Annotated in this window: 22 protein-coding genes and 1 tRNA gene; 8 read left to right on the top strand and 15 right to left on the bottom strand. The window is 50.7% G+C overall.

Annotated elements, in window-relative coordinates:
- The first annotated feature begins 25 nt into the window (after nucleotides 1-25).
- On the top strand, nucleotides 26-1,057 hold the full coding sequence (locus WC593_05730; protein ID MFA4824642.1) for an inorganic phosphate transporter: 1,032 nt from the start codon (nucleotides 26-28) through the stop codon (nucleotides 1,055-1,057).
- Nucleotides 1,058-1,601: 544 nt separating this feature from the next.
- Here the strand turns inward: WC593_05730 and WC593_05725 are convergent.
- On the bottom strand, nucleotides 1,602-2,882 hold the full coding sequence (locus tag WC593_05725; protein ID MFA4824641.1) for an ATP-binding protein: 1,281 nt from the start codon (nucleotides 2,880-2,882) through the stop codon (nucleotides 1,602-1,604).
- 84 nt (nucleotides 2,883-2,966) lie between these two features.
- A complete protein-coding gene (locus tag WC593_05720) occupies nucleotides 2,967-4,133 on the bottom strand; it encodes a response regulator (protein MFA4824640.1) in 1,167 nt (388 codons plus the stop codon).
- 679 nt (nucleotides 4,134-4,812) lie between these two features.
- On the opposite strand from WC593_05720, the gene WC593_05715 reads away from it, so the two are divergent.
- A complete protein-coding gene (locus WC593_05715) occupies nucleotides 4,813-5,151 on the top strand; it encodes a hypothetical protein (protein ID MFA4824639.1) in 339 nt (112 codons plus the stop codon).
- Between the two features lie 11 nt (nucleotides 5,152-5,162).
- Nucleotides 5,163-5,360: a hypothetical protein gene (locus WC593_05710; protein ID MFA4824638.1), complete on the top strand. Its 198-nt coding sequence runs from the start codon at nucleotides 5,163-5,165 to the stop codon at nucleotides 5,358-5,360.
- A 418-nt stretch (nucleotides 5,361-5,778) separates the two neighbouring features.
- Here the strand turns inward: WC593_05710 and nth are convergent, their stop codons facing one another.
- The 3 genes from nth to pyrH all read right to left on the bottom strand — a co-directional run bounded on the left by nth (nucleotide 5,779) and on the right by pyrH (nucleotide 7,273).
- Nucleotides 5,779-6,435: an endonuclease III gene (gene nth / locus WC593_05705; GenBank protein ID MFA4824637.1), complete on the bottom strand. Its 657-nt coding sequence runs from the start codon at nucleotides 6,433-6,435 to the stop codon at nucleotides 5,779-5,781.
- 6 nt (nucleotides 6,436-6,441) lie between these two features.
- Nucleotides 6,442-6,516: transfer RNA gene (locus WC593_05700), tRNA-Pro, on the bottom strand.
- A gap of 52 nt (nucleotides 6,517-6,568) precedes the next feature.
- Nucleotides 6,569-7,273, bottom strand: coding sequence for a UMP kinase (gene pyrH / locus WC593_05695; protein ID MFA4824636.1), 705 nt, complete (start codon nucleotides 7,271-7,273; stop codon nucleotides 6,569-6,571).
- 43 nt (nucleotides 7,274-7,316) lie between these two features.
- Here pyrH and WC593_05690 point away from each other — a divergent pair, with 43 nt between their 5' ends.
- From WC593_05690 to WC593_05675, 4 genes are all read left to right on the top strand, one after another.
- Nucleotides 7,317-7,487 (top strand): hypothetical protein, encoded by a 171-nt coding sequence (locus WC593_05690; protein ID MFA4824635.1) that lies wholly within the window; start codon nucleotides 7,317-7,319, stop codon nucleotides 7,485-7,487.
- Between the two features lie 21 nt (nucleotides 7,488-7,508).
- Nucleotides 7,509-8,522, top strand: coding sequence for an AmmeMemoRadiSam system radical SAM enzyme (gene amrS, locus WC593_05685; GenBank protein MFA4824634.1), 1,014 nt, complete (start codon nucleotides 7,509-7,511; stop codon nucleotides 8,520-8,522).
- The gene (locus tag WC593_05680) at nucleotides 8,512-9,024 is read left to right on the top strand and encodes a Mut7-C RNAse domain-containing protein (protein ID MFA4824633.1); all 513 of its coding nucleotides are present in this window, start codon (nucleotides 8,512-8,514) and stop codon (nucleotides 9,022-9,024) included. Before amrS ends, WC593_05680 begins: the two co-directional genes overlap by 11 nt.
- A 213-nt stretch (nucleotides 9,025-9,237) precedes the next feature.
- Nucleotides 9,238-9,666: a CRISPR-associated endonuclease Cas1 gene (locus WC593_05675; protein ID MFA4824632.1), complete on the top strand. Its 429-nt coding sequence runs from the start codon at nucleotides 9,238-9,240 to the stop codon at nucleotides 9,664-9,666.
- 44 nt (nucleotides 9,667-9,710) lie between these two features.
- On the opposite strand, the gene WC593_05670 is transcribed toward WC593_05675, so the two are convergent.
- The 9 genes from WC593_05670 to WC593_05630 form a co-directional block, all read right to left on the bottom strand.
- Nucleotides 9,711-10,754: a hypothetical protein gene (locus tag WC593_05670; protein MFA4824631.1), complete on the bottom strand. Its 1,044-nt coding sequence runs from the start codon at nucleotides 10,752-10,754 to the stop codon at nucleotides 9,711-9,713.
- A gap of 1,494 nt (nucleotides 10,755-12,248) precedes the next feature.
- Entirely contained in the window at nucleotides 12,249-13,028 is a 780-nt protein-coding gene (locus WC593_05665; protein MFA4824630.1) for an alpha/beta hydrolase, read from the bottom strand.
- Nucleotides 13,029-13,115: 87 nt separating this feature from the next.
- Nucleotides 13,116-13,631, bottom strand: a complete 516-nt coding sequence (locus tag WC593_05660) for an NADH-quinone oxidoreductase subunit B family protein (protein MFA4824629.1) — start codon at nucleotides 13,629-13,631, stop codon at nucleotides 13,116-13,118.
- A 9-nt stretch (nucleotides 13,632-13,640) separates the two neighbouring features.
- Nucleotides 13,641-15,221 carry an NADH-quinone oxidoreductase subunit C gene (locus WC593_05655; protein MFA4824628.1) on the bottom strand — a complete coding sequence of 527 codons (1,581 nt, stop codon included), beginning with the start codon at nucleotides 15,219-15,221 and terminating at the stop codon, nucleotides 13,641-13,643.
- On the bottom strand, nucleotides 15,221-16,702 hold the full coding sequence (locus WC593_05650; GenBank protein MFA4824627.1) for a proton-conducting transporter membrane subunit: 1,482 nt from the start codon (nucleotides 16,700-16,702) through the stop codon (nucleotides 15,221-15,223). The genes WC593_05655 and WC593_05650 overlap by 1 nt, the downstream gene beginning before the upstream one ends.
- Nucleotides 16,699-17,391: a hydrogenase subunit gene (locus WC593_05645; GenBank protein MFA4824626.1), complete on the bottom strand. Its 693-nt coding sequence runs from the start codon at nucleotides 17,389-17,391 to the stop codon at nucleotides 16,699-16,701. The genes WC593_05650 and WC593_05645 overlap by 4 nt, the downstream gene beginning before the upstream one ends.
- On the bottom strand, nucleotides 17,388-18,329 hold the full coding sequence (locus tag WC593_05640; protein MFA4824625.1) for an NADH-quinone oxidoreductase subunit H: 942 nt from the start codon (nucleotides 18,327-18,329) through the stop codon (nucleotides 17,388-17,390). The genes WC593_05645 and WC593_05640 overlap by 4 nt, the downstream gene beginning before the upstream one ends.
- Nucleotides 18,326-20,269 carry a proton-conducting transporter membrane subunit gene (locus WC593_05635; protein MFA4824624.1) on the bottom strand — a complete coding sequence of 648 codons (1,944 nt, stop codon included), beginning with the start codon at nucleotides 20,267-20,269 and terminating at the stop codon, nucleotides 18,326-18,328. The genes WC593_05640 and WC593_05635 overlap by 4 nt, the downstream gene beginning before the upstream one ends.
- Nucleotides 20,270-20,384: 115 nt before the next feature.
- Nucleotides 20,385-20,858 carry a GNAT family N-acetyltransferase gene (locus tag WC593_05630; GenBank protein ID MFA4824623.1) on the bottom strand — a complete coding sequence of 158 codons (474 nt, stop codon included), beginning with the start codon at nucleotides 20,856-20,858 and terminating at the stop codon, nucleotides 20,385-20,387.
- 627 nt (nucleotides 20,859-21,485) lie between these two features.
- On the opposite strand from WC593_05630, the gene WC593_05625 reads away from it, so the two are divergent.
- The gene (locus tag WC593_05625) at nucleotides 21,486-22,067 is read left to right on the top strand and encodes a carbonic anhydrase (protein ID MFA4824622.1); all 582 of its coding nucleotides are present in this window, start codon (nucleotides 21,486-21,488) and stop codon (nucleotides 22,065-22,067) included.
- 3 nt (nucleotides 22,068-22,070) lie between these two features.
- On the opposite strand, the gene WC593_05620 is transcribed toward WC593_05625, so the two are convergent.
- Nucleotides 22,071-22,433: a hypothetical protein gene (locus tag WC593_05620; protein ID MFA4824621.1), complete on the bottom strand. Its 363-nt coding sequence runs from the start codon at nucleotides 22,431-22,433 to the stop codon at nucleotides 22,071-22,073.
- Nucleotides 22,434-22,442: the final 9 nt, after the last annotated feature.

Below are 22,442 nucleotides of genomic sequence, written 5' to 3'. Positions count from 1 at the left end.
GTACTGTCACACGTAAGGAGTCTGCATGATTGAGGCACCGTTCATCCTGATTATTGTCATCATCGTCATCGCACTTATCTTTGATTTTACCAACGGGTTTCACGATTCGGCCAATTCAATTTCAACCGTGGTCTCCACAAAAGTACTCTCCCCACGGAATGCAGTGGTCTTTGCCGCATTTTTTAATTTTATTGCTGCTTTCGGATTTGGAGTCGCAGTTGCGAGTACGATCGCCAAGATCATTCAGCTTGAGATTGTCCCAACAGTTATGATCCCCTATATCATTCTCGCTGCACTCACCGGTGCAATTGTGTGGAATATGATCACATGGTTTTTCGGTCTGCCTACGTCATCATCCCACGCTCTTATCGGGGGAATGGCAGGAGCCGGTATATCGGCAGCCGGACTTGTCGCAATCAAGTGGTCCACCGTTTCACTGGTAGCAGCGTTTATGGTCATCTCCCCCCTGATTGGTTTTGCAGTTGGTTTTTTGTTCATGGCACTCGTGCTCAATATCACCAAGAATGCCCATAAATCTACAGCGGAATCCCATTTCAGACGGCTTCAGCTCTGCTCGGCGGCAGCTTATAGTTTCAGTCACGGAACAAACGATGCACAGAAAACAATGGGTATCATAGTTCCCCTCCTTTTCTCCATCGGATATTTCGGCGTTGCTGTTGACCCCAACCACCTGCCGGTTCCCTTATGGGTGATCCTCATTGCCCATGCCGCCATCGCACTCGGGACACTTTTTGGAGGATGGCGGATTGTAAAAACAATGGGATATAAGATCACCAAACTTCGTCCGGTGCATGGGTTTGCTGCAGAGAGTGCGGGTGCAGCAACCATCATCGGGGCTTCTATCGCAGGTATTCCCGTGAGTACAACGCACATCATCTGCACATCGATCATGGGCGTAGGTACTACGATGGGTGCAAGTACCGTAAAATGGAGTGTTGCAAGGAGCATTGCTCTCGCATGGATCCTGACAATCCCGATCAGTGCCCTCATCGGTTTTGTGGCGTTTATGGGGATACGGCTGATTGTCGGATCATAAAGACATTTCCGGAAAAACCGGAAAATCTTTACACATCTATTCCCATTATTCCTGATGGAAGCGCTTTTCATCCAGCAGTAATTCCCGATGGACTTGTTTTTTAGTAGGGGAGCTTGCCGGGATACTTATCGCCTCGCGGAATAATCGGGTCACAGCCATCGTCCTCATTCTCAGGGGGCTTAATGTGGAACTGTTTTTTAGGCTACAATGTTTTTAGTCTGACATTTCCTCATTTTTGTTGTATTATCCCTTTTTTGATCACGTCTCAGGAAAACAAACCTCATATACGCGTTCCGGCAGGCTTTTAGGAGTCAGGAGGGGATAAAATAAGTTGTAAAAACAGCCTCAATTTAAGAGCTTATAGTGACCAATGGACGAGGTGCTTTCCTACTATATTTTGACATTTAGAGCGATATTTAAGTATATTTTCCACAAGCACCGTAACGGACGACTTTATGGGGTTTTCCGGACATGATTATAGTAATCAGAGCCCGATATAGTTTTTTTATGCATTTTAAAAAAAGAGTGGTTGTATATCGATCTCTCAACCGGTGTACTTTTTCCCTACGACCCGGTACTTCCCGACAGGAATCGCAATCTCAAACCGGCTCCCTATCCCCTCCTCGCCACATTCCCGGATAGAAATACCGGTAATGGCGAGAATCTCCCGGATCAAAAAGAGACCCAACCCGGTATTCTTCCCAAATCCCCGTAAGAAAATTTTCTCCTTGTTCTCCTGAAGAACGCCCGGACCATTGTCTTCACAGACCAGCACGAGCCGGTCGGGCTCTTCCTGCAAAAAAAATTTGATTGCCGGCTGGGGGCCTGCATATCGCACAGCATTGTCCAGCAGGTTGTAGAGCACCTTCTCAAACAGAGGATCCGCATAGATCTCGATTTCAGAACAACGATCATCGATGGCGACGGATGTAATCTTCTGCGGAAGGCGGGCCTTCACGAGGGTAACTGCTATATTCTGCCACTGGGGAGACTCCACACCGATCTTCTGGTAATCGCGGGCAAAGAGGATCTGGGCAAGGATCGCATCGATAACCTGTTCGCTCTTCACGAGATATTTCTGTGTGACCATATCGCCCGATTGCTCACCGGCAAGCGTGAGATAAGAGTTGAGCACGGTAAGCTGGTTGAGCATATCATGACGGGTAATGTCATTCATCAGGTTGAGCTTTCGGTTGATCGTTTCAAGGTTCTTCTCCGCATTCTTCCGGTCGGTGATATCAGATGAGATGACCGTGATGGCGATCACGTCGTTTACCACCGGATCAATAACCGGGTTGAGTTTCCGGAGGTAATACTGCCCGTTCTGCTCATACTCATCCTGCACTTGGCTTTTTGACGCAAGAACCCGCGCTACCTGACCGGCAAAGATTGTGGTCTCTTCTACGGAGTGGAAGTCCCCATAGAGTTTTCCTGCATACATATCGGGTGAAAGCCCCCGACGTAAAAGGTGCCGGGCATTGATAAGAAGATACCGGCAGTCACGGTCGACCGTATAGATTGAATCTTCAACCGATTCGACAAACGAACGGTACTGCATCTCGGATTTTCGCAGTTTCTCCTCAGCCTCCTGCTGGTGCCGGAGTGCCTCCTTTGTCCTCTGTTGCTGACGGTAAAAAGACCGGAGCGGGAAATAGACAATAATGACAGACATGACACTGGTAAAAACAATGGTGATTGCATGGGATTCCCAGATATCAATTGAGGGATTGAGCACCTGTTTGGTGAGCTCGTACACAAACATAATGATGAGCATCGACAAGAATATCAGCGCAAGAACGGGATACAGTGCTTTGTGTTCATTCATTCCTGACATGGTGGATACGGATACTTTACACACTCTTTCCAGATAAAAAAAATGTATGGGGTTTTTCGGACAGGAGGGAGAGCATCAGGCTTCACTGGTATTGACTGCTGAAAGGCGTGCAATCCGGAATTTTGCACTGAGTGTGATGTGAAGCCGGTAGGTAGCAGTACCTATCATCACGTCCCGGAATATTGAGCCGGTATCCATCTCGTCCATACGAGTAAGAATCGTCGACAGGTCTTTCGGGAAGAATTCTTCTAATGAGCCCCGGCTTCCGTATCGGACCATTGCATCGATTGCTGCATCGTTATAATACGTGATCTTTCCGTTCTGGTCCACTTCTATTACCGGACTCAGTTCAAGATGAGGGATACCAGTCGGGTTTTTCATATCCCGCACCGCTGCTACTTTACGGGAGATATCTGACATAAGAATCATGTGGCCCAAGTGAAGGTTGCCTGCATCTAACGGAGCGATGTGGATCTCGGCATCGATCGCAAAACCGTTCTTATGTTTGAACCTCGTGATGATGGTGGATTTCCCGGTAGCCTTGAGATCCTTCTGGATCCGACGGCCAATCTCATCATAGGTCTGGTAATTCTCGTAGAGTTTCTCCAGGTGCAGACCTTTGAGCTCGTCGCGCCGGTATCCCAGCATTGCGGCAAGAGAGTCATTTACCCACTGGAAGGTACGACTCCTGACATAGGCAATACCGTTTGGTGAAGCGGAGAGGATTGCCCGCAGAACTGCGTGCTTTCGTTTCAGTGCTGATTCTGCCCGTCGCTGTTCAACAGAGCGCTTCACTTTGTGCACAAGCTCTGCATACTGGGACTTGGGATCCCCGCCTTTCTGCAGGTAATAATCTGCGCCGGAGTTCAGTGCTTTGATCACTACATCTTCCCGCCCCTTACCGGTGAAGAGGATGAACGGCAGGGTCCGCGACCGGCCTCGAACTTCCTGTAAGAACGCAATCCCATCCATTCCCGGCATCTGGTAATCGGAAACAATCGCATCGAATGTCGTGTTTTCCAGTTCCCGGAGTGCGGACGATGCTGAATCCGCAGTAGTCACCGTGATACCGGGAGTGCGTTCAAGATATATCCGCCCAATCTCCAGCAGCGAGGGCTCGTCATCGACAAGCAGGAGCGAGATGGATATGGGCTTACGGCCCGGTACGAGCGGAATCGTGGCAGCAGTAATATTCGAGGTTTCAGTTCCAACAGCGCGTTCTCCAATACCATTTGGGATCATTGTTTCTCCGGTTACTATGCTGAGAGCTTTGTGCAGAACTGCGGGTATCATATTAATTTCTCAAAGGGTTTATTCCCCACCGAAGGGGGATTTTCGCTGGCGGGTTGCGTGATTAAGGTCCGGGTTTAATGCATGTTTTCCCGGGTTATCAGGAGGAACACAGTATCTTTGTCATCAATCATGGTTAGTTCACAGGATTTCTCGCAGAGTTCGCATCTTATAATTCTCCTACAAAATCCCCGTTCAATACTCTGCATAAGGATACCCGCAGCGGCCAGATATACATTTTCGCCATAATCTATATATTCCACTGTAATATATAGAGAATAAAGTGAGAAAAAGTGACGGGTATTCCCGATTCGTGAAACGATCGCATAGCAGTACTTGCCGGAATCCCCCCTGCAGCGATGACGATGACACAGTTCCACCAGGTCCGTGACGCTATAACTATTAGGATTGGCTCAATATTTGTCCCTGAATATGAAAAACACCAACAAGTTTCCTGAGAAAGTTTGCAATAATGCGGCAAGCCCGGGAGTCCCCGGGTTATGGCTATAGTTGTTATAAAAAATATAGAGAAATTATTTTATGTATATACTTACAGAACAGGATAGGTAATTGGGTTGGGCTGTATCCGGGCTCCGTGTCCGGGAGAAGAGCCCGGCAATGGAGCTGAAGAATGGAAAACTCTCCGAAGAGAAAAGACACATCGCTTATGTTACCGGAAATTCCTGTAAAACGATGGCAGTCTGACGATAACCCCCTGGAAGAATGCAGGAACCTTGTCCGGGCCCTTATGAAAAAAACCGATGCTCTGTACCGGAAATGTCGGCACGACCAGGATAAATCTACTCATATCCGGACGATGGTGAGAACTCTTGCGGCCCTGACTATCCAGATCAACAGGATCAATTATAATTCGCGGACGATGCACACGCCGGAAATCCTTGAGGATGCCCGTGGGATCATCTACGAGTCCGTACGATTCTGCGATCTTAATCGATTCTGTGAAAAATAATGAGGTGTACCATGCAGATTGTTCATGAAAGAGAGAACCAAAACCCATGTGAAAACAAGCAAGGATTCGGTGAGTGCATTGAAAAGAAACCTATGCACCCGGATGATTTTGAGGCACACCTTACCTGGGTAACCGCAAAGCGGTTCCATGAGCAGGTACTCGGGAAAACGTTTGCAGAAAAACCGGTGAATTACTGGATCATCGGTTGATGTATTCGCATGCTCATCACCTCCCCTTTTTAGGCATCCTCCGGAAAAAAAGAGCCCCATATTCGCATTCCGACAGGGTTTCTCCAGGTCAGATGGGATAGACTATTTGACAAAAAAATGCCTCGATGCAAGGGCCTTTAGTGACCTCCGGATGAGGTGCTTTCCGACCGTATTTTGACAATCAGGGCAAAAATCAGGAATATTTTTACAGGAACATAAACGGGCCGGTTTACGGGGTTTCCTGGTAGCGGCCGGGATATCCGGAAGGCAAACAGAACCTGGAGCGGGCTTGTTTTCTCCCGGGATCCAGACATAAGGATACCAGTACTCCCCAATGCGAGATATCCGAGTGAGTCATATCTCATCCCTACCCGATCCATGTTATTGTCGGATAAAAACAGACCGGAAAAACCGGTAATTATGTACTCTCTTTTACGGTTGTTGCGTAATACCGGCACCGTGCACGTATCGGGCACACTTCACACCGTGGCTTCTTCGCGTCGCAGCATACCCGCCCGTGGGCAATCAGGACATCGGTGAGATCGCCCCACTGCTCCTGCGGGAAGAGAGCCATGAGATCGCGTTCAATGACGGTGACATTATCAGTATTTGAAAAACCGATCCGCTGTGCCAGCCTGCGGACATGGGTGTCGACAGCAATCCCTTCGTTCCTGCCAAGCGCATGGTAAAGCACGATGTTGGCCGTCTTCCGCCCTACCCCGGGAATCGTGAGCAATTCATCCATCGATTCGGGAACAATTCCCTTAAAATCTGAGAGAAGCACCCGGGAGGCAGCGATAATATTGCGGGCTTTCGCGTGATAAAATCCAAGACTATGAATGATCATTTCCACATCTTCTGTCCCGGCCTTGGCAAGAGCAGACGGTGTCGGGTATTTTTTAAAAAGCGGCTCTCGTACCATCAGCACCGCACGATCAGTAGTCTGTGCTGAAAGGATAGTGAGGACAAGCACCTCAAAGGCAGAGCCTTTCGAGAGCATAGCAGGAGAATCACGGGCATCAGGATAATGTCTGGCAAGAAGAGAATAGCACTGCGCTGCGTCCTGCTTTTTCATAGCCAATGGGGTAGGGCGGATTCGAACCGCCGTCAAAGCGTCCCAAACGCTCTAGGATGGACCAGGCTACCCTACTACCCCGCGACATCATAGATGTGCCGGGATGATAAAAATAAGTAATGGTCCCCGGAGGTCAAACCGGAAGAGGGGATTTATTGTTTTCAGAAACTATCGTCCCCGTAAATGTACCGTTGAGAATTGCTTTTGACAGGTTCTCCGGGTCCTGGCCGTCCAGTACAACTAAAGGAATATGGCTGCGTTCGACGATACGGGCAGCGATGATATCGAGCACATTGTTGGATCCGGCGCCAAGACCGATCTGGCTGACAACCTCCAGCAGCTGCTGGGGCGTAAGAGTCTCAAACCGCTTCGCATCCTTATGCTTTTTCGGGTCTTTGTCATAGATGCCGTTTACCGAGGTTGCATTGATAAACACCGACGCTCTTACGCGTTCAGCGAGCACCGCCGCGACCGCATCGGTGGTCTGGCCCGGCGTGATACCGCCCATCACGACGATCTTGTTGGATTCTGCAAACTTCTTTGCTTCCGCATGGCTCTCTGCCACTTTCGGGTAGGCAGCATCTCCCAGTGCCGCAATAAGAAGTGTGGCGTTGAGCCGGGTAACAAGGATGCCGATCTCATCGGAGGTTCCCTCGTCCACACCGAGTTTTCGTGCAGCACCAATATAATCCCGTGCAGCACCGCCCCCGCCGACGACAACGAAAAGACGGTGGTGCTCTGCTATCGCCCGGAGTACCGGAACATAGCTGCTGATCCTGTTCCCGCTGAGGGTCGGGAGGAGGATCGAACCACCCAGCGAGATGACAATATTCCTCATTGCACTAGTTTTTGTACCTGATGCTCATATAGAGTTGTTTACTATGCTTTACTGCCCGAATTGTAAAAGCCAGGAAATCTTTGCGGTTGCCGGAGGGTACGTCGGACAGGTCTATCTCTGCAAGGACTGCGGATACCGTGGCTCGTTTGTGCTCGAGATCGATGGAGCAGATGCCTTCAAGGAGATAGAAAAAGAGAATAAGGAACATCCCTAATCACACTTCGAGGAGCAGGGTATGCACGAAGCACGCCAGTACGCAAAACTTGAGAATAATGCGGTAAAGTGCTCGCTGTGCAGCCACCGCTGCACGATCAATGACGGGAAGCATGGTATCTGTGGCGTGCGGATGAATGAACAGGGATCGCTTAAGGCGATGACCTACGGGAAGATCAGTGCAGAGGCAGTTGATCCGATCGAGAAAAAACCTCTTTTTCACTACCTGCCCGGCACCCTGTCGTACTCGCTGGGATCTATTGGCTGTAACTTCCACTGCGAGCACTGCCAGAACTGGCATATCTCCCGGGCGGAACTCGAAGGCGCGATGCTCCGCGAGCTGGCACCGGCAGAAGGCGTGAGGCGGGCGATTGCGAGCGGAAGCCAGAGCATCTCGTGGACCTACAACGAGCCTACGATCTGGCACGAATACGCATTGGATATGGGCACCCTTGCAAGGGCAAAGGGGCTCGGTACCATTTACGTAACAAACGGGTACATCACGGACGAAGCACTCCGTGAGATTTCACCGATGCTCGGGGCATTCCGGGTGGATCTCAAGGCATTCACCGACGACTTCTACAAAAAGATCTGCGGGGGGAAGCTCCAGCCGGTGCTCGACTCGGCACAGCTTGCCAAAGAACTGGGCATGCATGTCGAGACGGTCACGCTGGTGATACCGGGCCTCAATGACAGCATGGAGGAGCAGGAGAAGCTGATCCGCTGGGTAATAGAAAACCTCGGCCCCGAGACACCAATGCACTTCTCCGCATTCCACCCGGATTACAAGATGCTCGACCGGGGGGCAACCCCGGTCGCGACTCTGGAAAAGATCTACAAAAAAGCAAAAGCATTAGGACTGAGGTTCCCCTACCTGGGCAATGTGCCCCGCAATTCCTACGAGAACACGTACTGTCCCAAATGTAATACGACCCTCATCGAGCGGCAGGGATTCTCCAGCCGGTTTGTCGCACTGGACGGCAACCAGTGCACCAACTGTGGCGAAAAGATCGAGATCGTGCGCCATGTCTCCTGAACCCGGCATTCCCGCCAGCCACTGCCCGGCTCCCGAGCCCCGCTTCATTGCGGACCGCATGCTCGGCACCCTGACGCGATACCTGCGGTTCATGGGATACGATACCACCAGCGCAAACGGGCTTGCGGAGGGCAATGCCAAGGAAGATACCCTCCTGCTGGAGCTCGCCCTCCAGGAGCACCGCATCCTGCTCACCCGCGATGCCGAGCTTGCCCGGCGCGGGAAGGATCAGGCGATCCTGATCAGGTCTGAAGACGTGATGGAGCAGGTGCAGCAACTCGTGGAACTCGGTTTAATCAAACGGCGGATCACGATGAGCCGGTGCTCGCTCTGCAACACCCGGGTGCGGGAGGCGTTCGAGTGCGAGATCGCGGGTGCCGATTACGCACCTAAGGACTGGCGGGGGTTGTCGTTCTTCTGGTGCGAGAACTGCGGGAAACTGTACTGGAATGGGTCGCATGGGAGGATGCTGGAGGAGAGGATTGGGGGGATGAGGGAGTAGTAAAGAGGCCAACAAGATAGATGATCAACCACTCTTTGTTACAGATGCTCAGGTATTCCGAGAAAAACAAACAATTGTCCAGAAGATCCTAACTCTTCGACAATGTGATGCGGAACGAATGGGTATTGGTCGAAGTGCTTTGAAGTTCATTAAGGACAGCATACGGAGCGGGAAGGAGATTAATCTTAAAACGCCCGCCCTCAATCGGTTGATATGGTCAACTGTATGCTCAATTACGGGTATTCTCTTCTTGAAGCGGAATGCCTCCGAGCCCATAACAGTGTTGGCCTAGATGCTCATGATGGATTCCTTCACGAGATGCAGATCGGGAAATACAGTCTTGCGTATGATATGCAGGAGTTGTTCAGGTTCGTTGTTGACCTTGCAGTTAGCACACTATCTCGTGGTAAACAAAAAGACCTTGATCTGGTTAATCCTGGTTATTCGATTAACAGGCCGGATGCGGATGATATTCGAAATAAGATATTGGGTATCCCATATTCGGAATGGAAGAAGCGAGGACTCTCTAAAAATGGTTTGCATTACATGAAGAAGAATGCTGAAAGTTACAAGCCGTTTACGTTGAATAAGCATGTCAGGAAGCGGCTGGATCAGTGGGAAATTGAAATGAAAAGTATTTGAAAAATACCGAAAAAATACATTTGAGTACCATTTTTTATATTTAATTATACCCTCATCTTTAAAAAATTCCTAATTAATTCATTTTGGGATTTTAAGGCAAGATTTAAGTTGTAATTAATTGAAAAATCTGAAAAGAAAAAAAGGAACGAATAAGTTTCATATGAAAATATATTTGCTAGTTGGTATTTTTCAATTGTAGATTGAGATACTATTGGAGGATTATCTACGTTGATTCGTTGCTCAAATATTTCTTTTTTCAATGAAATCATCCATTTAATTTTCATCTTCAAGTTATTTTTTACTTCATCAATCGCAAAAACATTCCATAACATCAGCCATAACAAGAATTGCGAAATTAGAAAAATTGCGAATAATGGATTATTTAATGATTCTATCAAATTTTGATTTATTTGATTCGCAAACATAAGATAGATTAAGAGTATCGGAAGAGTATAGACTTGAATTTTTAAGCCACTTATCAGAAATTTTTCTATAATAAAATCAACAATTTTTTTTATAAAAGATGGATTCTCTAGATTCTCTAAACAAAATTTCATAATATGAGTCTCAGGGAAAATCAATTCCACTAAAAATACTTCCGCCATTACAAAAATGACGGATGTCAAGAAAATTCCTGTTTTATTTTCAAAAAGGGTCAGATCCATTTGAACAAAATAATAGCACATAATTAAATAATATATCATTACTATTACCGTAAGTGATTCTAAAAATGGCTTAATTAACGAGAATTTGCACCTTAAATCCAATGAATATATCATTATTTTCTTTTCAATATCATTAACGGACTTTAAGCTTTGAATAGATTCTTGAGAAAATTGACTTGATTCAAAATTATAATATTTCGTAGAAATTTCGTTTATTGACCAAGTTATGATCACTATTAAACAAATTGGAATCCAACCGGGAAAACTTTTACCTAAATTCGAATAATATCCAGAAAAAGACAAAGTTGCAATAGTAACCAATAAGCTTATTTTATCGACTGTTATTGAAGAAAGTTCAGAAAATAAAATTTCTATGTCATTATCAATAATTTCTTGAAAATTGGAAAGCTGCAAATTTTCCATTATCATTTTATACTTTTTCAGCATCGATATACGTTTCCTAATAATTAACTTGAAGTAGGTTACTATTACGTACTTTTCAGAACAGTGATATCAGAACCGATACCAAAAGTGACGGGTGGCAAAATGAAAGATAACTATATCCCTTTAGGAAAGTGCGAGGAGATGGATTCGAACCTCGTTACGAGCATGATTGGCCGACTGCAATATAGATGGTGTTAACATTAAACGTGAGATAAAAGGAGCATTCTCATTTTACAGATATTGAGATGAACGCCGCCGCCCCCGAAGGGACGCCCCCGCGGCGGTTTCAACGACTAAAAAACCGCCCTGCCCCGCCGTGCCTCGAAGAGGCCCTGAGGCGGGGAACCTCCTTATTATTCACCATTTTAGCATTGCTGAAAGTTCACGACCCCCCAAATTTCTAAAAAAAGGGGAGGGTCACCCATTTTGCCAAGAGGGTGGGGGTCAAACTTTTTTCAAGACAAGGGGTGGTCAGGCACCTCCCCTCTTTTTTTGGAGGGGAGGGTTACCTTTGAGCAACATGGGGGACCCTCCCCTCTCCCGCTGATCAACCGGAAAAATGCTCTCCGACGTGATTCCATGCGAAGCCGTGCCAGCCCCTATGCAAAAAGAGGGGGGTCGGATCCCCTCTTAGCCTAAGTGGGGAGGGTCGGTTCAAAATATTTTCAAGAGAAGGGGTGGTCAGGCACCTCCCCTCTTTTTTTGGAGGGGGGGGTTACCCTTGAGCAACATGGGGGACCCTCCCCTCTCTCGCTGATTGAATCAAAAAATGCTCTCCGACGTAATTCCATGCGAAGACATGGTTGCATTTATGCAGAAAAGGGGGGGTAGGATCCCCTCTTTGCCTAAGAGGGGAGGGTCGGTTCAAAATATTTTCAAGTGGTGGGGTGGTAGGCACCCTCTCCTCTTTTTTTGGAGGGGGGGTCACCTTTGCGCAAAATGGGTGGGGGTCCCCTCCATTTGATTGGCCGTTTCAATAATCCTTACGATTTTTTTTATGAAAAATTTGGATACTATGCTAGTACTTTTGGAGCAGAAAACCTGATCCGCGTTTCGCGCGAAAAAAAATAAAATCGATCTCTGAAATTTTTTTTTCAATCGACCCCTCAGCCCCCTCTTGAAATTTTTTAACCAGACTCTGGTACATATGCCCGGACCCTCACGCCGGAGAAAATGTTTTGTTGTTAGATAATTATCCAACTGTTGGATAATTATCCAACAGTTAGCAACTTATCTAACACCCCATGATCGCGATTGAAATTTTTCAAGCAGAGTCTGATTAAAAAAAATTCCGGAAAACGGGAAATTATGAACCAAAAAATGAACCAAACTTTGAACCAAAAAGGTGCTGTGAAAATGCACACCAAAGAGCAATACCCGTACTATCCGGGTTCGTGTCCAACACAGTTCCCGGCAATAGTTCCCGGCATTATGATGATGACAGATTCCGGCAATCCCGGCCTGTCCCTTCTTTCAAATCTCCGTAGCAAGAATCCCGAAAAATTCCTCAGCCGCAGTGCGCTCGATCCATGGCCGGTGGCCGCATTTCTTCAGAAGAATAAACCTGAAATCGGCAAGTTCCCGGGTGAGCGGTTCCTTGACGCCCTCGAACGGGTGAGGGTCATAGTCGCCATGAATCGCAACCACCGGGCATTGGATCGAATGAGCCAAGTGGAGGAGGACCTGGCTCTTCCGCTTTTCTGAAGCCTCGTCCCAGACTCCCTTGAACACATCGTACTGGCAGTGGAACGAGTCGTCCTCCAGCGAGATCGGATCGAAGGCATCTGCGTGTGCAAGGAGACATCCCAGTCTCCCCAGAAGAGCGTCCTTGTTCGGGGTTGAGGCAGACTCCATCTGCTTAAGAATGGACTGCGCTTCAGCACGTTCCTTTGGTTTGAGCCGGTCCAGCCGGGTCTTTGTGATGGCGGTCGCATACCGGTCCTCGAACGGTGCGCTGCTGACCAGGATCAGTTTCCTGACGAGAGCAGGGTAGCGTGCAGCCACCATCCACGAGAGAAACGCTCCCCATGAGAACCCGATGAGGGTGACCGGTACCTGGCCCTGCTCTGCCAGCACCGAGCGCAGCTCCTGGACCTGCCCTTCGAGGGTTGTCTCGGTCTGGAAGGGTTCAAGCACGCCCTTTGCCGCAGAGAGTTCCCGTGCCACGTGCGCCATCTCCCCCGGGGCACCCGGGCCCCCGTGGATGACGGCAACCGGGTAGGGCCCGGGCCCCCATTTGCGTACCGGTCTCATACGGGTATCCGGTTATCCTCCGGGAATATATAGGATAGGCCTGAAAGCCGGACAAAAAAAGAGGTTTTTTGCGTACTATTCAGGCAGTCAGTGCTCGCGGGCCTTCTTCATCAGCGCCAGCAGGCCGGTGAGGATCTGGAGGGGGGTGGGGGGATTGCCCGGGATCTTCATGTCAACGGGAAAAATCTTTTCAGCACCGCCAAGAACCGCATAGGTTCCGGCAAAAATACCCCCATTACATGCATCGTCCCCGACCGCGATAACGAACTTGGGAGACGGCATGGCATCGTAGGTCTTTTTTGCTGCGATCGCCATGTTGTGTGTAACGGCACCGGTCACGATCAGGACATCGGCATGCCGGGGCGAAGCAACAAAGGTGATACCGAAACGCTCCACATCATACAGCGGGTTGGTGAGATTGTTGATCTCGATCTCCGCAGCATTGTCGCTGCCGGTATCCAGTTCGCGGATCGCAAGGCTCCGGCCGAACACCGCATCGATCTCCGTTTTGATCGCGCGACCGGTTGCCTCGACCTCATCATCCCGCACCGGCGTCTCTTCCGTCACTTTCTTTTTGAGCAGGCAGGTTAATGCGTTTACCATACTTTCACCTCACAGGTCGGTTCCCGCGTACGAGAGATTCATGCTCTTGTTGATCACCGGGAAATCCGGGACGATATTGCCCTGCACTGCATGCTCGATTGCCAGCCAGTTGCAGAACGAGGCGGTCCGTACCTTGTACCGCTCGATCGCACCGCCTCTGATCCAGACCCAGCAGAGGTTCTGGCCCCGGGCGGATTCAACGATGGCAAGGGTATAACCATCCTTAATCTCCGGCGTTGTGCTTATCGTTCCCTCGGGAGTCGCTGCGATCAGCCGTTCGATCAGCTCGAGCGAGTCCATGATCTCCGAAGCCTTGACCGTAAACCGGGAGAGGACATCCCCGTCCCGGAGCCGCTGCGGTTTCGGGGCGAACTGTCCGTAGATCCCATACGGGTGGTTGATCCGGACATCCACCTTCCCACCGGAGGCCCGCGCTGACGGGCCGGTGATATTGAGCGGGCGCAGCAGGGCGGGGCGGATCACGCCCGTGGTCGCAAACCGGTCGATCACCGATGCGGTGGAGAGCACGATCTTCAGGCCGACCCTGTACCCTTTCCGTACCCGGTGCACGAATGCAGCGAGTTCGACGAGCTCCGGTTTCGCAATGTCCCGGCTCAGCCCGCCGGGAGCGATCATTTCCCGCAGGAACCGGGAACCGGTCAGGCGGTCATGCTCGCGGAAACATTCCTCGCGCAGCACCGAGAACTGGTTGGCACCCAGCGGGAAGGCCACATCCACGAGCATTCCCGCCTGGTCCCCGAGATGCGAGCAGACCCGTTCCAGTTCAAGGAGGATCGTCCGCAGGTACCAGGCCCGTTCCGGGACCGGGGTCTGGCAGATCTGTTCGACTGCCATGCAGAACGCCGTGGTATTTGCCACCGATTCATCGCCGCTTACCGCCTCGGCAATCTTCAGGCAGTCCCCGGGCAGTTTTCCTTCCGCCAGCTTCTCGATCCCCCGGTGCTTGTAGAACATCCGGCACTCGAGATTGAAGATCGTCTCGCCGATAACGCTGAACCGGAAGTGCCCGGGCTCGATGATCCCGGCATGGACCGGGCCGACCGGTACCTGGTACACGCCTTCGCCGCTCACCGGCCGGAACGGGTATTCTTCCGCGGGATCGATGGTTGCCCGGGTGACAACGGGCGCATTCCTGAACGCTTTTTTCAGCGGGTGGAAACCCTCCGGGTACGTCTCGTGCAGGAAGAGCCGGCGGGTATCGAATGCCCCCTCGAACTCCACGCCAAACCCGTCACGGCATTCCCGTTCGAACCAGGATGCAGAGGGATAGATACACGCGATGGTGGTTGCGTTCCCGCTGATGTTACGGACCAGCACCAGGATGCTGGTGCGCCGTTCGAAGACGTAGAAGAGCGTGTGTGCAGCGTTTTTGGCAAAGCCTTCGCAGCAGAAGAGGCCGATCAGCACGAACTTATTGGCCGCCAGGTGCGCAACCGCGTTCTCAAATTCCGGTTCTTCAACGAGCACATACTGTTCGTTATTCGGCCCGGTGCTGAGCCGGTCAGCGAGGGCAGCTGCGCCAAGAAATTCCTGTGCCGCCCGTATCCCGATATCCTGCTCTGAAGTCATCAGAATTTCAGCTCCATTACGATCTGGTTGAGGAATGCCATGCCCCCGGCAGGAAGCGTGATCCCGATAGCCACAAGGAGCGCCAGCAGGATGACGATGGGGATCTTCATACTGGCAGGCGTCTGGTAAGGAATTATATCGGAGGGAGTACCGGGTTCAGTGACCTGCGTAAAGCTCGTGAGCACAAAGTATCCCAGTGCGGCGGCGGCAATGAACAGGAGGACGAGTATCACCGCAAGCACCTCCAGGGAGACTGCACCCAGCTGCAGCAGGATGAAGAATTCGGAGAAGAAGATAGGAAACGGGGGCATACCGATGATCGCAAGCCCTCCGAGAACAATTCCCCATGCGGCCAGCGGCTGGAGCCGGAACACATCCTTGATCTCATCCGCTGCATCGGCCGAGAACCGGCTCCGGTACTGCCGGTGCAGGATACCGGAGGAGAAGAAGAGCGATGCCTTTGTCAGGGAATGTGCCATGATGTGGAAGAGTACCCAGAAAAGAGCGACCGGGGTGGAGATGGCAAGCCCCACCAGCATAATCCCCATGTTCTCCACGCTGGAGAATGCCACCAGTTTTTTTAAGTTTTTCTGGGGGAGCATGGAGAACGCAGAAATTCCGATGGTGAGAATGCCAAACACCGCAATCAGAGGCGCAATCGTTGCAACGGCCGTCGTCTGGTGCACAAGTGCGTACACCCGGATGATCCCGTAGATACCCACATTCAACAGTACCCCCGAAAGAATGGCACTGACAGCCGATGGAGCTTTGGCATGGGCTTCAGGCAGCCAGGTATGGAACGGGAAGATACCGGACTTTGCGGCAAACCCGATAAAGACGAGCACAAAGGAAGCGATCATCATGCCGGGGGAAAAACCGGCCGCATGCTGCATCAGCACGGTCCAGTTCAGGGTGCCGGTGCCAAGATAGACCCGCGATATCTCGAAAAGGAAAATGAACCCGACAAACGCAAAAAGCATGGAAACTGATGCTACGAAAATATACTTGATTGCTGCATCGATATTCTCGCGGGCGGCAAGGATGGCAATGAGCATCGCAGAGATGATGGTAGTCAGTTCGGCAAAGATCCAGAACAGTGCGAGATTATCGGACAGGAAGGCAAGGACAATGACCATGAGGAGCAGAACCCATGCCACATAGAAGAGCTTGAGACTGCCTTTTTCCAGTTCCCCGCTCTCCAGGAGTCCTTCAACATACCCCCGGGCATAGACCGCTGCGCAGGCAAAGATGATCGTAGCGATCAGCACTTCAAAAAGCCCGAGGTGATCGATGAAGAAGTACTGGCTCCCGACAAGAAACGACACCACCGGCACCTGCTGGAAGAGTGCAATGTAGACAGCGAGCGCAGCAAAGAGCAGTGCCTGGATGATACACACGGTGTTCATCTGCCGGTGGTTCCGGGTAGCTGCGATGATGATAAGCGAGAGCACCGACACCAGGACAAATGCGATCAGGATCATGAGACCTCCTCCTCTTCTTCCAAGAGATGGAAGCGGTGGAGACGTTTGTGATAATCCTCAAGAGTTGAGTCGATACCGACCGATAAGATCGTTGTCAGGATAACGAGGATGATAAGGTCGATGATGATCAAAAACTCTATGATGAACGGGAGTTCAGTGACAAACATACCAAAGAGGAGCACCCCGTTTTCCATGGAGAGGAATCCCAGCACTTTTGTGATCGCCCGCTTACGACTGAACGTCACCATCATACCCATCAGCATCAGGGAGATCCCCAGCACGGCGCCAAAGAAAAAGAGGCTCTCCCGTGCCGGTGTTCCCTCCAGTATTCGTACGAGCGCCATGTAGATCACCAGCATCAGTGCCATCGAAATGAGCAGCGAGGTGGTGGGATTCAGGTAATGGAACTCGATATCCCGCTTGATCCGGATCTTTTCCTGGATGGTTGCAATGAAGTACGGGATGATGATGACCTTGCTGACAAACGTAACTACGGCTATCGCCAGGAGAACCAGGGATCCCTCCAGCGACCAGAGCGCAAGCGCGATGCCGACCAGGGTCAGACTCTGGAGGGCATACACTGATACCACGGAGAGCAGGTTGCGTGTCGAGATGATGTAGGCCGCCGTAATGATGATGCATACAAACAGGATCCTGATGATCCCGACAACGATGGCCGTATCGATCATGAGAACACCTCGATGATGATGATCAGGGTTGAGAAGAAGAATGCCATGGCAAAAAGACTGGGGAGCTGGAAGAACCGTTTCTTTGCCATTGACGATTCGAAGAGCCCGATTATTCCGGCAAGGATCGATCCTTTTACCACTAACACAATTATGGCGATAAGAATCCCGGCAACGGTGAGGGTCGTTGCAAGCCCGAAGGGAACGATCAGGTTGATGAGGAGTGCCATAAGGACCGTCATCTTGACAGCGGCTGATAGTTCCATGAGGGCAAGGTTCCTGCCTGACTGTTCGAGTATCATGCCCTCGTGGATCATGGTAAGTTCGAGATGCGTCTCAGGATTATCGACCGGTATCCGGGAGGTCTCGACAATGAGGATGATGAACAATGAGATGCCGATCAGGATCAGGGTCGGTGTGGCTGGTGACCCGGCTGCGGCTGTCAGTGCGAACATATCGAAGATATTGAGCGTTTTAAAGACAAATGCGAGGGCGGCAAAGACGATAATGGTCGTGGGTTCGATGATTGATGAGATGCTCATCTCCCGGGAACTGCCCATACCCCCAAAGGAACTGCCGGCATCCAGACCCGCGAGCGCCATAAAGAACCGGGCCAGCGCAAGCAGGTACAGGAACAGGATGATGTTGCCAATACCCCCGACAGGTTCGGGCACAAAGACCAGCGGGACAAAGAGGGCTGCAACAAGGATCGCAGCCATCGTAACGAGCGGGGTGACCCGCATGATCCGCGAGGAGTTGGGGGAGTAGATGACTTCCTTTTTTAACAGTTTTACCAGGGTAAAGTAGGTCTGGAGAACGGACGGACCCTGCCGTCCCTGTGTCCAGGCTTTCACTTTTTTGATCAGGCTGACAAAGAGGGGCGAGACTGCAATGACGACAAGCGTATTGATCACAAGATAGAGGAAAAAATCCAGGTTCATGCAAACCACCCGAGGAAAAGGATCAGGGCAATGACCGTGATAAAGACATAGAGGAGATACGTGTCAAGGCACCCGTTCTGGAAGCGTGCTATGGTGTCAGCTGCTTTCATGGATTGCCGTGCTATGGGGCGATAGAGGTATTCTTCGAATACTTTTAAGAGACGGATCTCGCCGGTACCTTCCTTGAAGATGCAGTTCTTCTGGTCAAAGAATACCCGTTCATTGGTTGTCCGGGTGCGATAGATAGACGAGAAGATGATGTCGAGAGGTTCTGAGAAACCGTGACCGCTGTATTCTGCCGATGCCTGCTGCGAGAGCGTCCCGCACCCCCATGTCTCGCTCACCCGTACTTCCCGGGAAGCAGTGAAATACAGAACCGCATATGTTAGTGCTGCCATACCAATGAGCAACAGGCTGACCAGCAGCATATCCGGCAGGGGAACAGCAAAACCAACGACTGCAAAGATCTGGAGGGCGCAGACTCCCAGAAGAATGCAGGCTGCCGCAAGGATACCCGGCCCGATCAGCATGGCGCGGGGAACTTCGCGGGCAGCGGCGCTCTCAGGAGAACGCGGGAGGGCAAGGAAGATCGATCCAAACGCCTTGACAAAACACGCTGCCGAGAGCGCACTGGTCAGGGCAAACAGGGCAAGGCAGATGAAGAGGAGGACCTTGAAAAGCGGATCCATCACGGCAACTGAGGAGAAGAAGGAGATAAAGATCAGGATCTCGCTGGCAAATCCGTTCAAGGGGGGTAATGCAGCTATCGAGACTGCACCGACAAAAAAGAGCGCAGAGGTAACCGGCATCCTTCGGGCAAGTCCCCCCATATGCTCGATATCCCGCGTGTGGGTTGCCGACACAACAGACCCCGCGGTGAGGAAGAGCAGGCTCTTGAACATGGCATGGTTCAGGGAATGGAAAAGCGCACCCAGCAGGCTGAGGGTTGCAAGCAGGGGGAGATTGCTGGCAGTAAAGATTACTGACAGACCGATACCGGTAAAGATAATCCCGATATTCTCTATGCTCGAATAGGCGAGCATTCCCTTGACGTCATGCTCTTTTAATGCATAGATGATGCCGAGCACTGCCGATGCGGTACCAGCGGCGAGGATCAGCACGCCCCACCAGAGATCCGGTGTGAATACATCCAGCAGGAAACGCACAAGACCGTACACGGCGATCTTGAGCATAACACCGGACATGAGAGCGGAGATCGGCGACGGGCTTGCCGGGTGAGCATAGGGCAGCCACTTGTGGAACGGTATGATCCCTGCCTTGATGGAAAAACCAGTAAAAAGAGCGAGGAATGCAATGGTGACGAGAGGCGCTGATGCAGTTGTCAGGGGCAGAAATGCAAACGAACCGGTGATAACAAAGAGAACGATGATTCCCAGCAGGATAAACAGGGATGACAACTGGGTCAGCACAAAATAGAAGATCCCGGCTTTCCTTGATTCAGGTTGCGAATACTCGTACATGACGAGGAAAAAGGAACTCGCGGCCATCAGTTCCCAGGAGAAGAAGAATGAGAGCGTGTTTGCCGAGGCAACGACAAGCATCATTGCGAGAATAAAAAGACTCGTGCAGCCGCAGAGAAGGTTCCTGCGGGACTGCCCGTCCATATGCTCAATGTATTCGGTAAAGTAGAGGGCAACACATCCCGATACGACCGCAATGATAAGCAGGAAAAATGAAGCGAGCCGGTCGATCGCAAACGAAAGGGAAATGGTCGGGAAGGGTTGGTAGAGAGTAAAATACTCTTTTCCACCGGAAAGCAAGGCTATAAGCGAAAGACCTGCCAGCAGAATGGAAGCTCCGATTACGCATGACAGGGAGATCGTCCGTACGGCTCTCCGGTTTGACAATGCAAAAACAAGGGGGAAGATTGTGCCGGTAAGAAGCACGAGTATGGCAAGAATGAACAGTTCAACAATCATGCTTTGCTCCCCATAATTTGGTTCTGCACATCCCTGGAGTGAACGCAGGGAGAGTTCCCCTTTTTTCACCGGTTTCCGGATTGAGTATCGATTGGTCGTTCATCCTATGCACCCATCAGGTATTCTGTTTGGCCGGAAGAGACGCAGGATCCCGTTTCATGGGGCAGACATCGATACCCTTGAGATTTCCCATAACGAACCCGAAGCGGTCCCGGATGGTTTTTGGCAGATCAATCTCGGGAATAGGGTAGAAACCCAGACTTCCGTAGAAATCCACCAGTTCTGTCTTCGAGTGCATAAAGAGCGTTTCCTGCCTGCCGCACTCTTCTATAAGAAGGATCATTACCGAACGGGCAAACCCGCGGCGCCGGTATTCATCCAGAACGTAGACCGCATCAACTTCAAGACCATCCGGATGGCGTGAGCACCGTGCCACGCCGATCAGTTTGGTGCCTGCAAAGGCGGCAAAGAGCCGGTCATTGACCCGGTCGGCGGTCTGATTGTGGTAGTGGGTCCAGAGTTCCCGTTCCGCACGGACGAGCTCTGCGGGGGAAAGCTCCCGGACATCCACCGCACCGATAACCTGCACCGGTGAAGCAACAGCGCCTGGAAAGAACAGTGCTTTTCCAATCCCGACAAAAAAATGAGGGCGGAATGTAACAAAGCCTCCGCTTTCCTCTCCGGCAAGCGAATAAAGGGTAAGAAGGGTCTGGTCCTCGCTGAACGGTTCCGGCTCAGCATATGAAGAAATGATCGGTATACAGCACCTCCATAAAAACAGTTATTCGGGTAATGATATGATAAGGGTAATTGTCCATTCAGATCATCGTTTGGTTGTCAATTCTCTTATGTTACCATTTCACTACGATAAAGGCATCGCGTTTTTTTGATGAAATATCGTTACTTTATTTCTTGGTAACCGTGAACACGTTCTGCAGGAGCAGGAATTTAGAAAAATCCTCATTAAACAGGGCCCCGATTAGAAATCTGAGCGTGTAAGAGAAGTATCTGTTAAAATGCGCGTAACGTAATCATGGGACTTTTCGTCGCAGGATGGCTAAGCGGGAGCTCCAATTCCCCGGAATCCTGAATACTACCCGGGGGATCGTAAAACACAAAATTTAACTGATTTCCCATACGAGTGAGCATTACGGCAAATTACCCGAGGTGTGTGAAATAGGGAAGTTGCCATAGACATAAGGAGAATGCTACAAAAATGATCGACAAATTATTGCTGGGAAATTACAAGTTCAGGGAATCTGATTTTACCCCGAATATCGATTACTACCGCGAGCTGGCAACCAGCCAGCACCCGACAACACTCTGGATAGGGTGCTCGGACTCCCGACTCCAGACCGGGCATATCACCCAGGCAAGAGCGGGAGAACTGTTCATCCAGAGAAACATCGGTAATATCGTGCCAATCCATGACTGGAATTTTGCCACCGTGCTTGAATACGCTGTTATTCACCTCAAGGTTGAGGATGTGGTCATCTGCGGACATTCAAACTGCGGTGCAATCCGGGCACTCGATAAGGAGAGCACCGATTCTTACATACCGCTCTGGCTGAACAATGCCCGTGAGGCAAAAGTGCGGGTGGATAAAACGATCACTCCCCCGACAACCGTGCTCGAAAAGGACGAGCGGTACCGCCTTATAGAACAGGAGAACGTGAGGCTCCAGATCGAACACCTCTATACCTATCCCCTGCTGAAAAAGGCGGTTGATGAGAAGAGAGTACAGGTTCACGGCCTCTATTACGATCTCGGGAATGGGGCCTTAACCAGGGTTACCTGATCGTCAACAGACAGCATCAATCTCTTTTTTGATCCGGCCCAGGACAATGCGCCCGATCCGGGTGAGTTTCCCGTTGACAAGGACCATAGGTAGCGGGGGATATTCTGTCTCGATCAGATTCTTGACGTAATCCGGGACATGATCATCAAGCAGCGTGAGTTTGAGATCCACCCGGTCACCGTACTCTTTCCTGAGAGCTGCTGCCAGTGCATCGAATGCTGCGATAAGTTTTCCCGTAGGGTAGCAATCGGAAAGTCCACACGTCCGGTTCTCATCACAGGGAAACGGGCAGCATTCTGAATCTTTCAGGCCAATGATCTCGACTATTATGGTGCCTGCCATACCCGTACTATCTGGCTTCGGCATTATATGAGG

This window comes from Methanoregula sp. (genome assembly GCA_041645435.1).
In the GTDB taxonomy this organism is placed as follows: Archaea; Halobacteriota; Methanomicrobia; order Methanomicrobiales; family Methanospirillaceae; genus Methanoregula.
The sequence above is the reverse complement of the archived record's forward strand: the minus strand, read 5'-3'. Positions and strand labels throughout refer to the sequence as shown.

Coding starts and splice junctions, on each gene's coding strand:
- WC593_05710 (MFA4824638.1), top strand. CDS start 5,163: ATGCAGATTGTTCATGAAAGAGAGAACCAAAACCCATGTGAAAACAAG.
- WC593_05645 (MFA4824626.1), bottom strand. CDS start 17,391: ATGATCGATACGGCCATCGTTGTCGGGATCATCAGGATCCTGTTTGTA.
- WC593_05650 (MFA4824627.1), bottom strand. CDS start 16,702: ATGATCCTGATCGCATTTGTCCTGGTGTCGGTGCTCTCGCTTATCATC.
- WC593_05680 (MFA4824633.1), top strand. CDS start 8,512: ATGTCTCCTGAACCCGGCATTCCCGCCAGCCACTGCCCGGCTCCCGAG.
- pyrH (MFA4824636.1), bottom strand. CDS start 7,273: ATGAGGAATATTGTCATCTCGCTGGGTGGTTCGATCCTCCTCCCGACC.
- WC593_05715 (MFA4824639.1), top strand. CDS start 4,813: ATGGAAAACTCTCCGAAGAGAAAAGACACATCGCTTATGTTACCGGAA.
- WC593_05660 (MFA4824629.1), bottom strand. CDS start 13,631: ATGGTAAACGCATTAACCTGCCTGCTCAAAAAGAAAGTGACGGAAGAG.
- WC593_05675 (MFA4824632.1), top strand. CDS start 9,238: ATGGTCAACTGTATGCTCAATTACGGGTATTCTCTTCTTGAAGCGGAA.
- WC593_05640 (MFA4824625.1), bottom strand. CDS start 18,329: ATGAACCTGGATTTTTTCCTCTATCTTGTGATCAATACGCTTGTCGTC.
- WC593_05635 (MFA4824624.1), bottom strand. CDS start 20,269: ATGATTGTTGAACTGTTCATTCTTGCCATACTCGTGCTTCTTACCGGC.
- nth (MFA4824637.1), bottom strand. CDS start 6,435: ATGAAAAAGCAGGACGCAGCGCAGTGCTATTCTCTTCTTGCCAGACAT.
- amrS (MFA4824634.1), top strand. CDS start 7,509: ATGCACGAAGCACGCCAGTACGCAAAACTTGAGAATAATGCGGTAAAG.
- WC593_05625 (MFA4824622.1), top strand. CDS start 21,486: ATGATCGACAAATTATTGCTGGGAAATTACAAGTTCAGGGAATCTGAT.
- WC593_05730 (MFA4824642.1), top strand. CDS start 26: ATGATTGAGGCACCGTTCATCCTGATTATTGTCATCATCGTCATCGCA.
- WC593_05670 (MFA4824631.1), bottom strand. CDS start 10,754: ATGGAAAATTTGCAGCTTTCCAATTTTCAAGAAATTATTGATAATGAC.
- WC593_05665 (MFA4824630.1), bottom strand. CDS start 13,028: ATGAGACCGGTACGCAAATGGGGGCCCGGGCCCTACCCGGTTGCCGTC.
- WC593_05620 (MFA4824621.1), bottom strand. CDS start 22,433: ATGCCGAAGCCAGATAGTACGGGTATGGCAGGCACCATAATAGTCGAG.
- WC593_05725 (MFA4824641.1), bottom strand. CDS start 2,882: ATGAATGAACACAAAGCACTGTATCCCGTTCTTGCGCTGATATTCTTG.
- WC593_05690 (MFA4824635.1), top strand. CDS start 7,317: ATGCTTTACTGCCCGAATTGTAAAAGCCAGGAAATCTTTGCGGTTGCC.
- WC593_05655 (MFA4824628.1), bottom strand. CDS start 15,221: ATGACTTCAGAGCAGGATATCGGGATACGGGCGGCACAGGAATTTCTT.
- WC593_05720 (MFA4824640.1), bottom strand. CDS start 4,133: ATGATCCCAAATGGTATTGGAGAACGCGCTGTTGGAACTGAAACCTCG.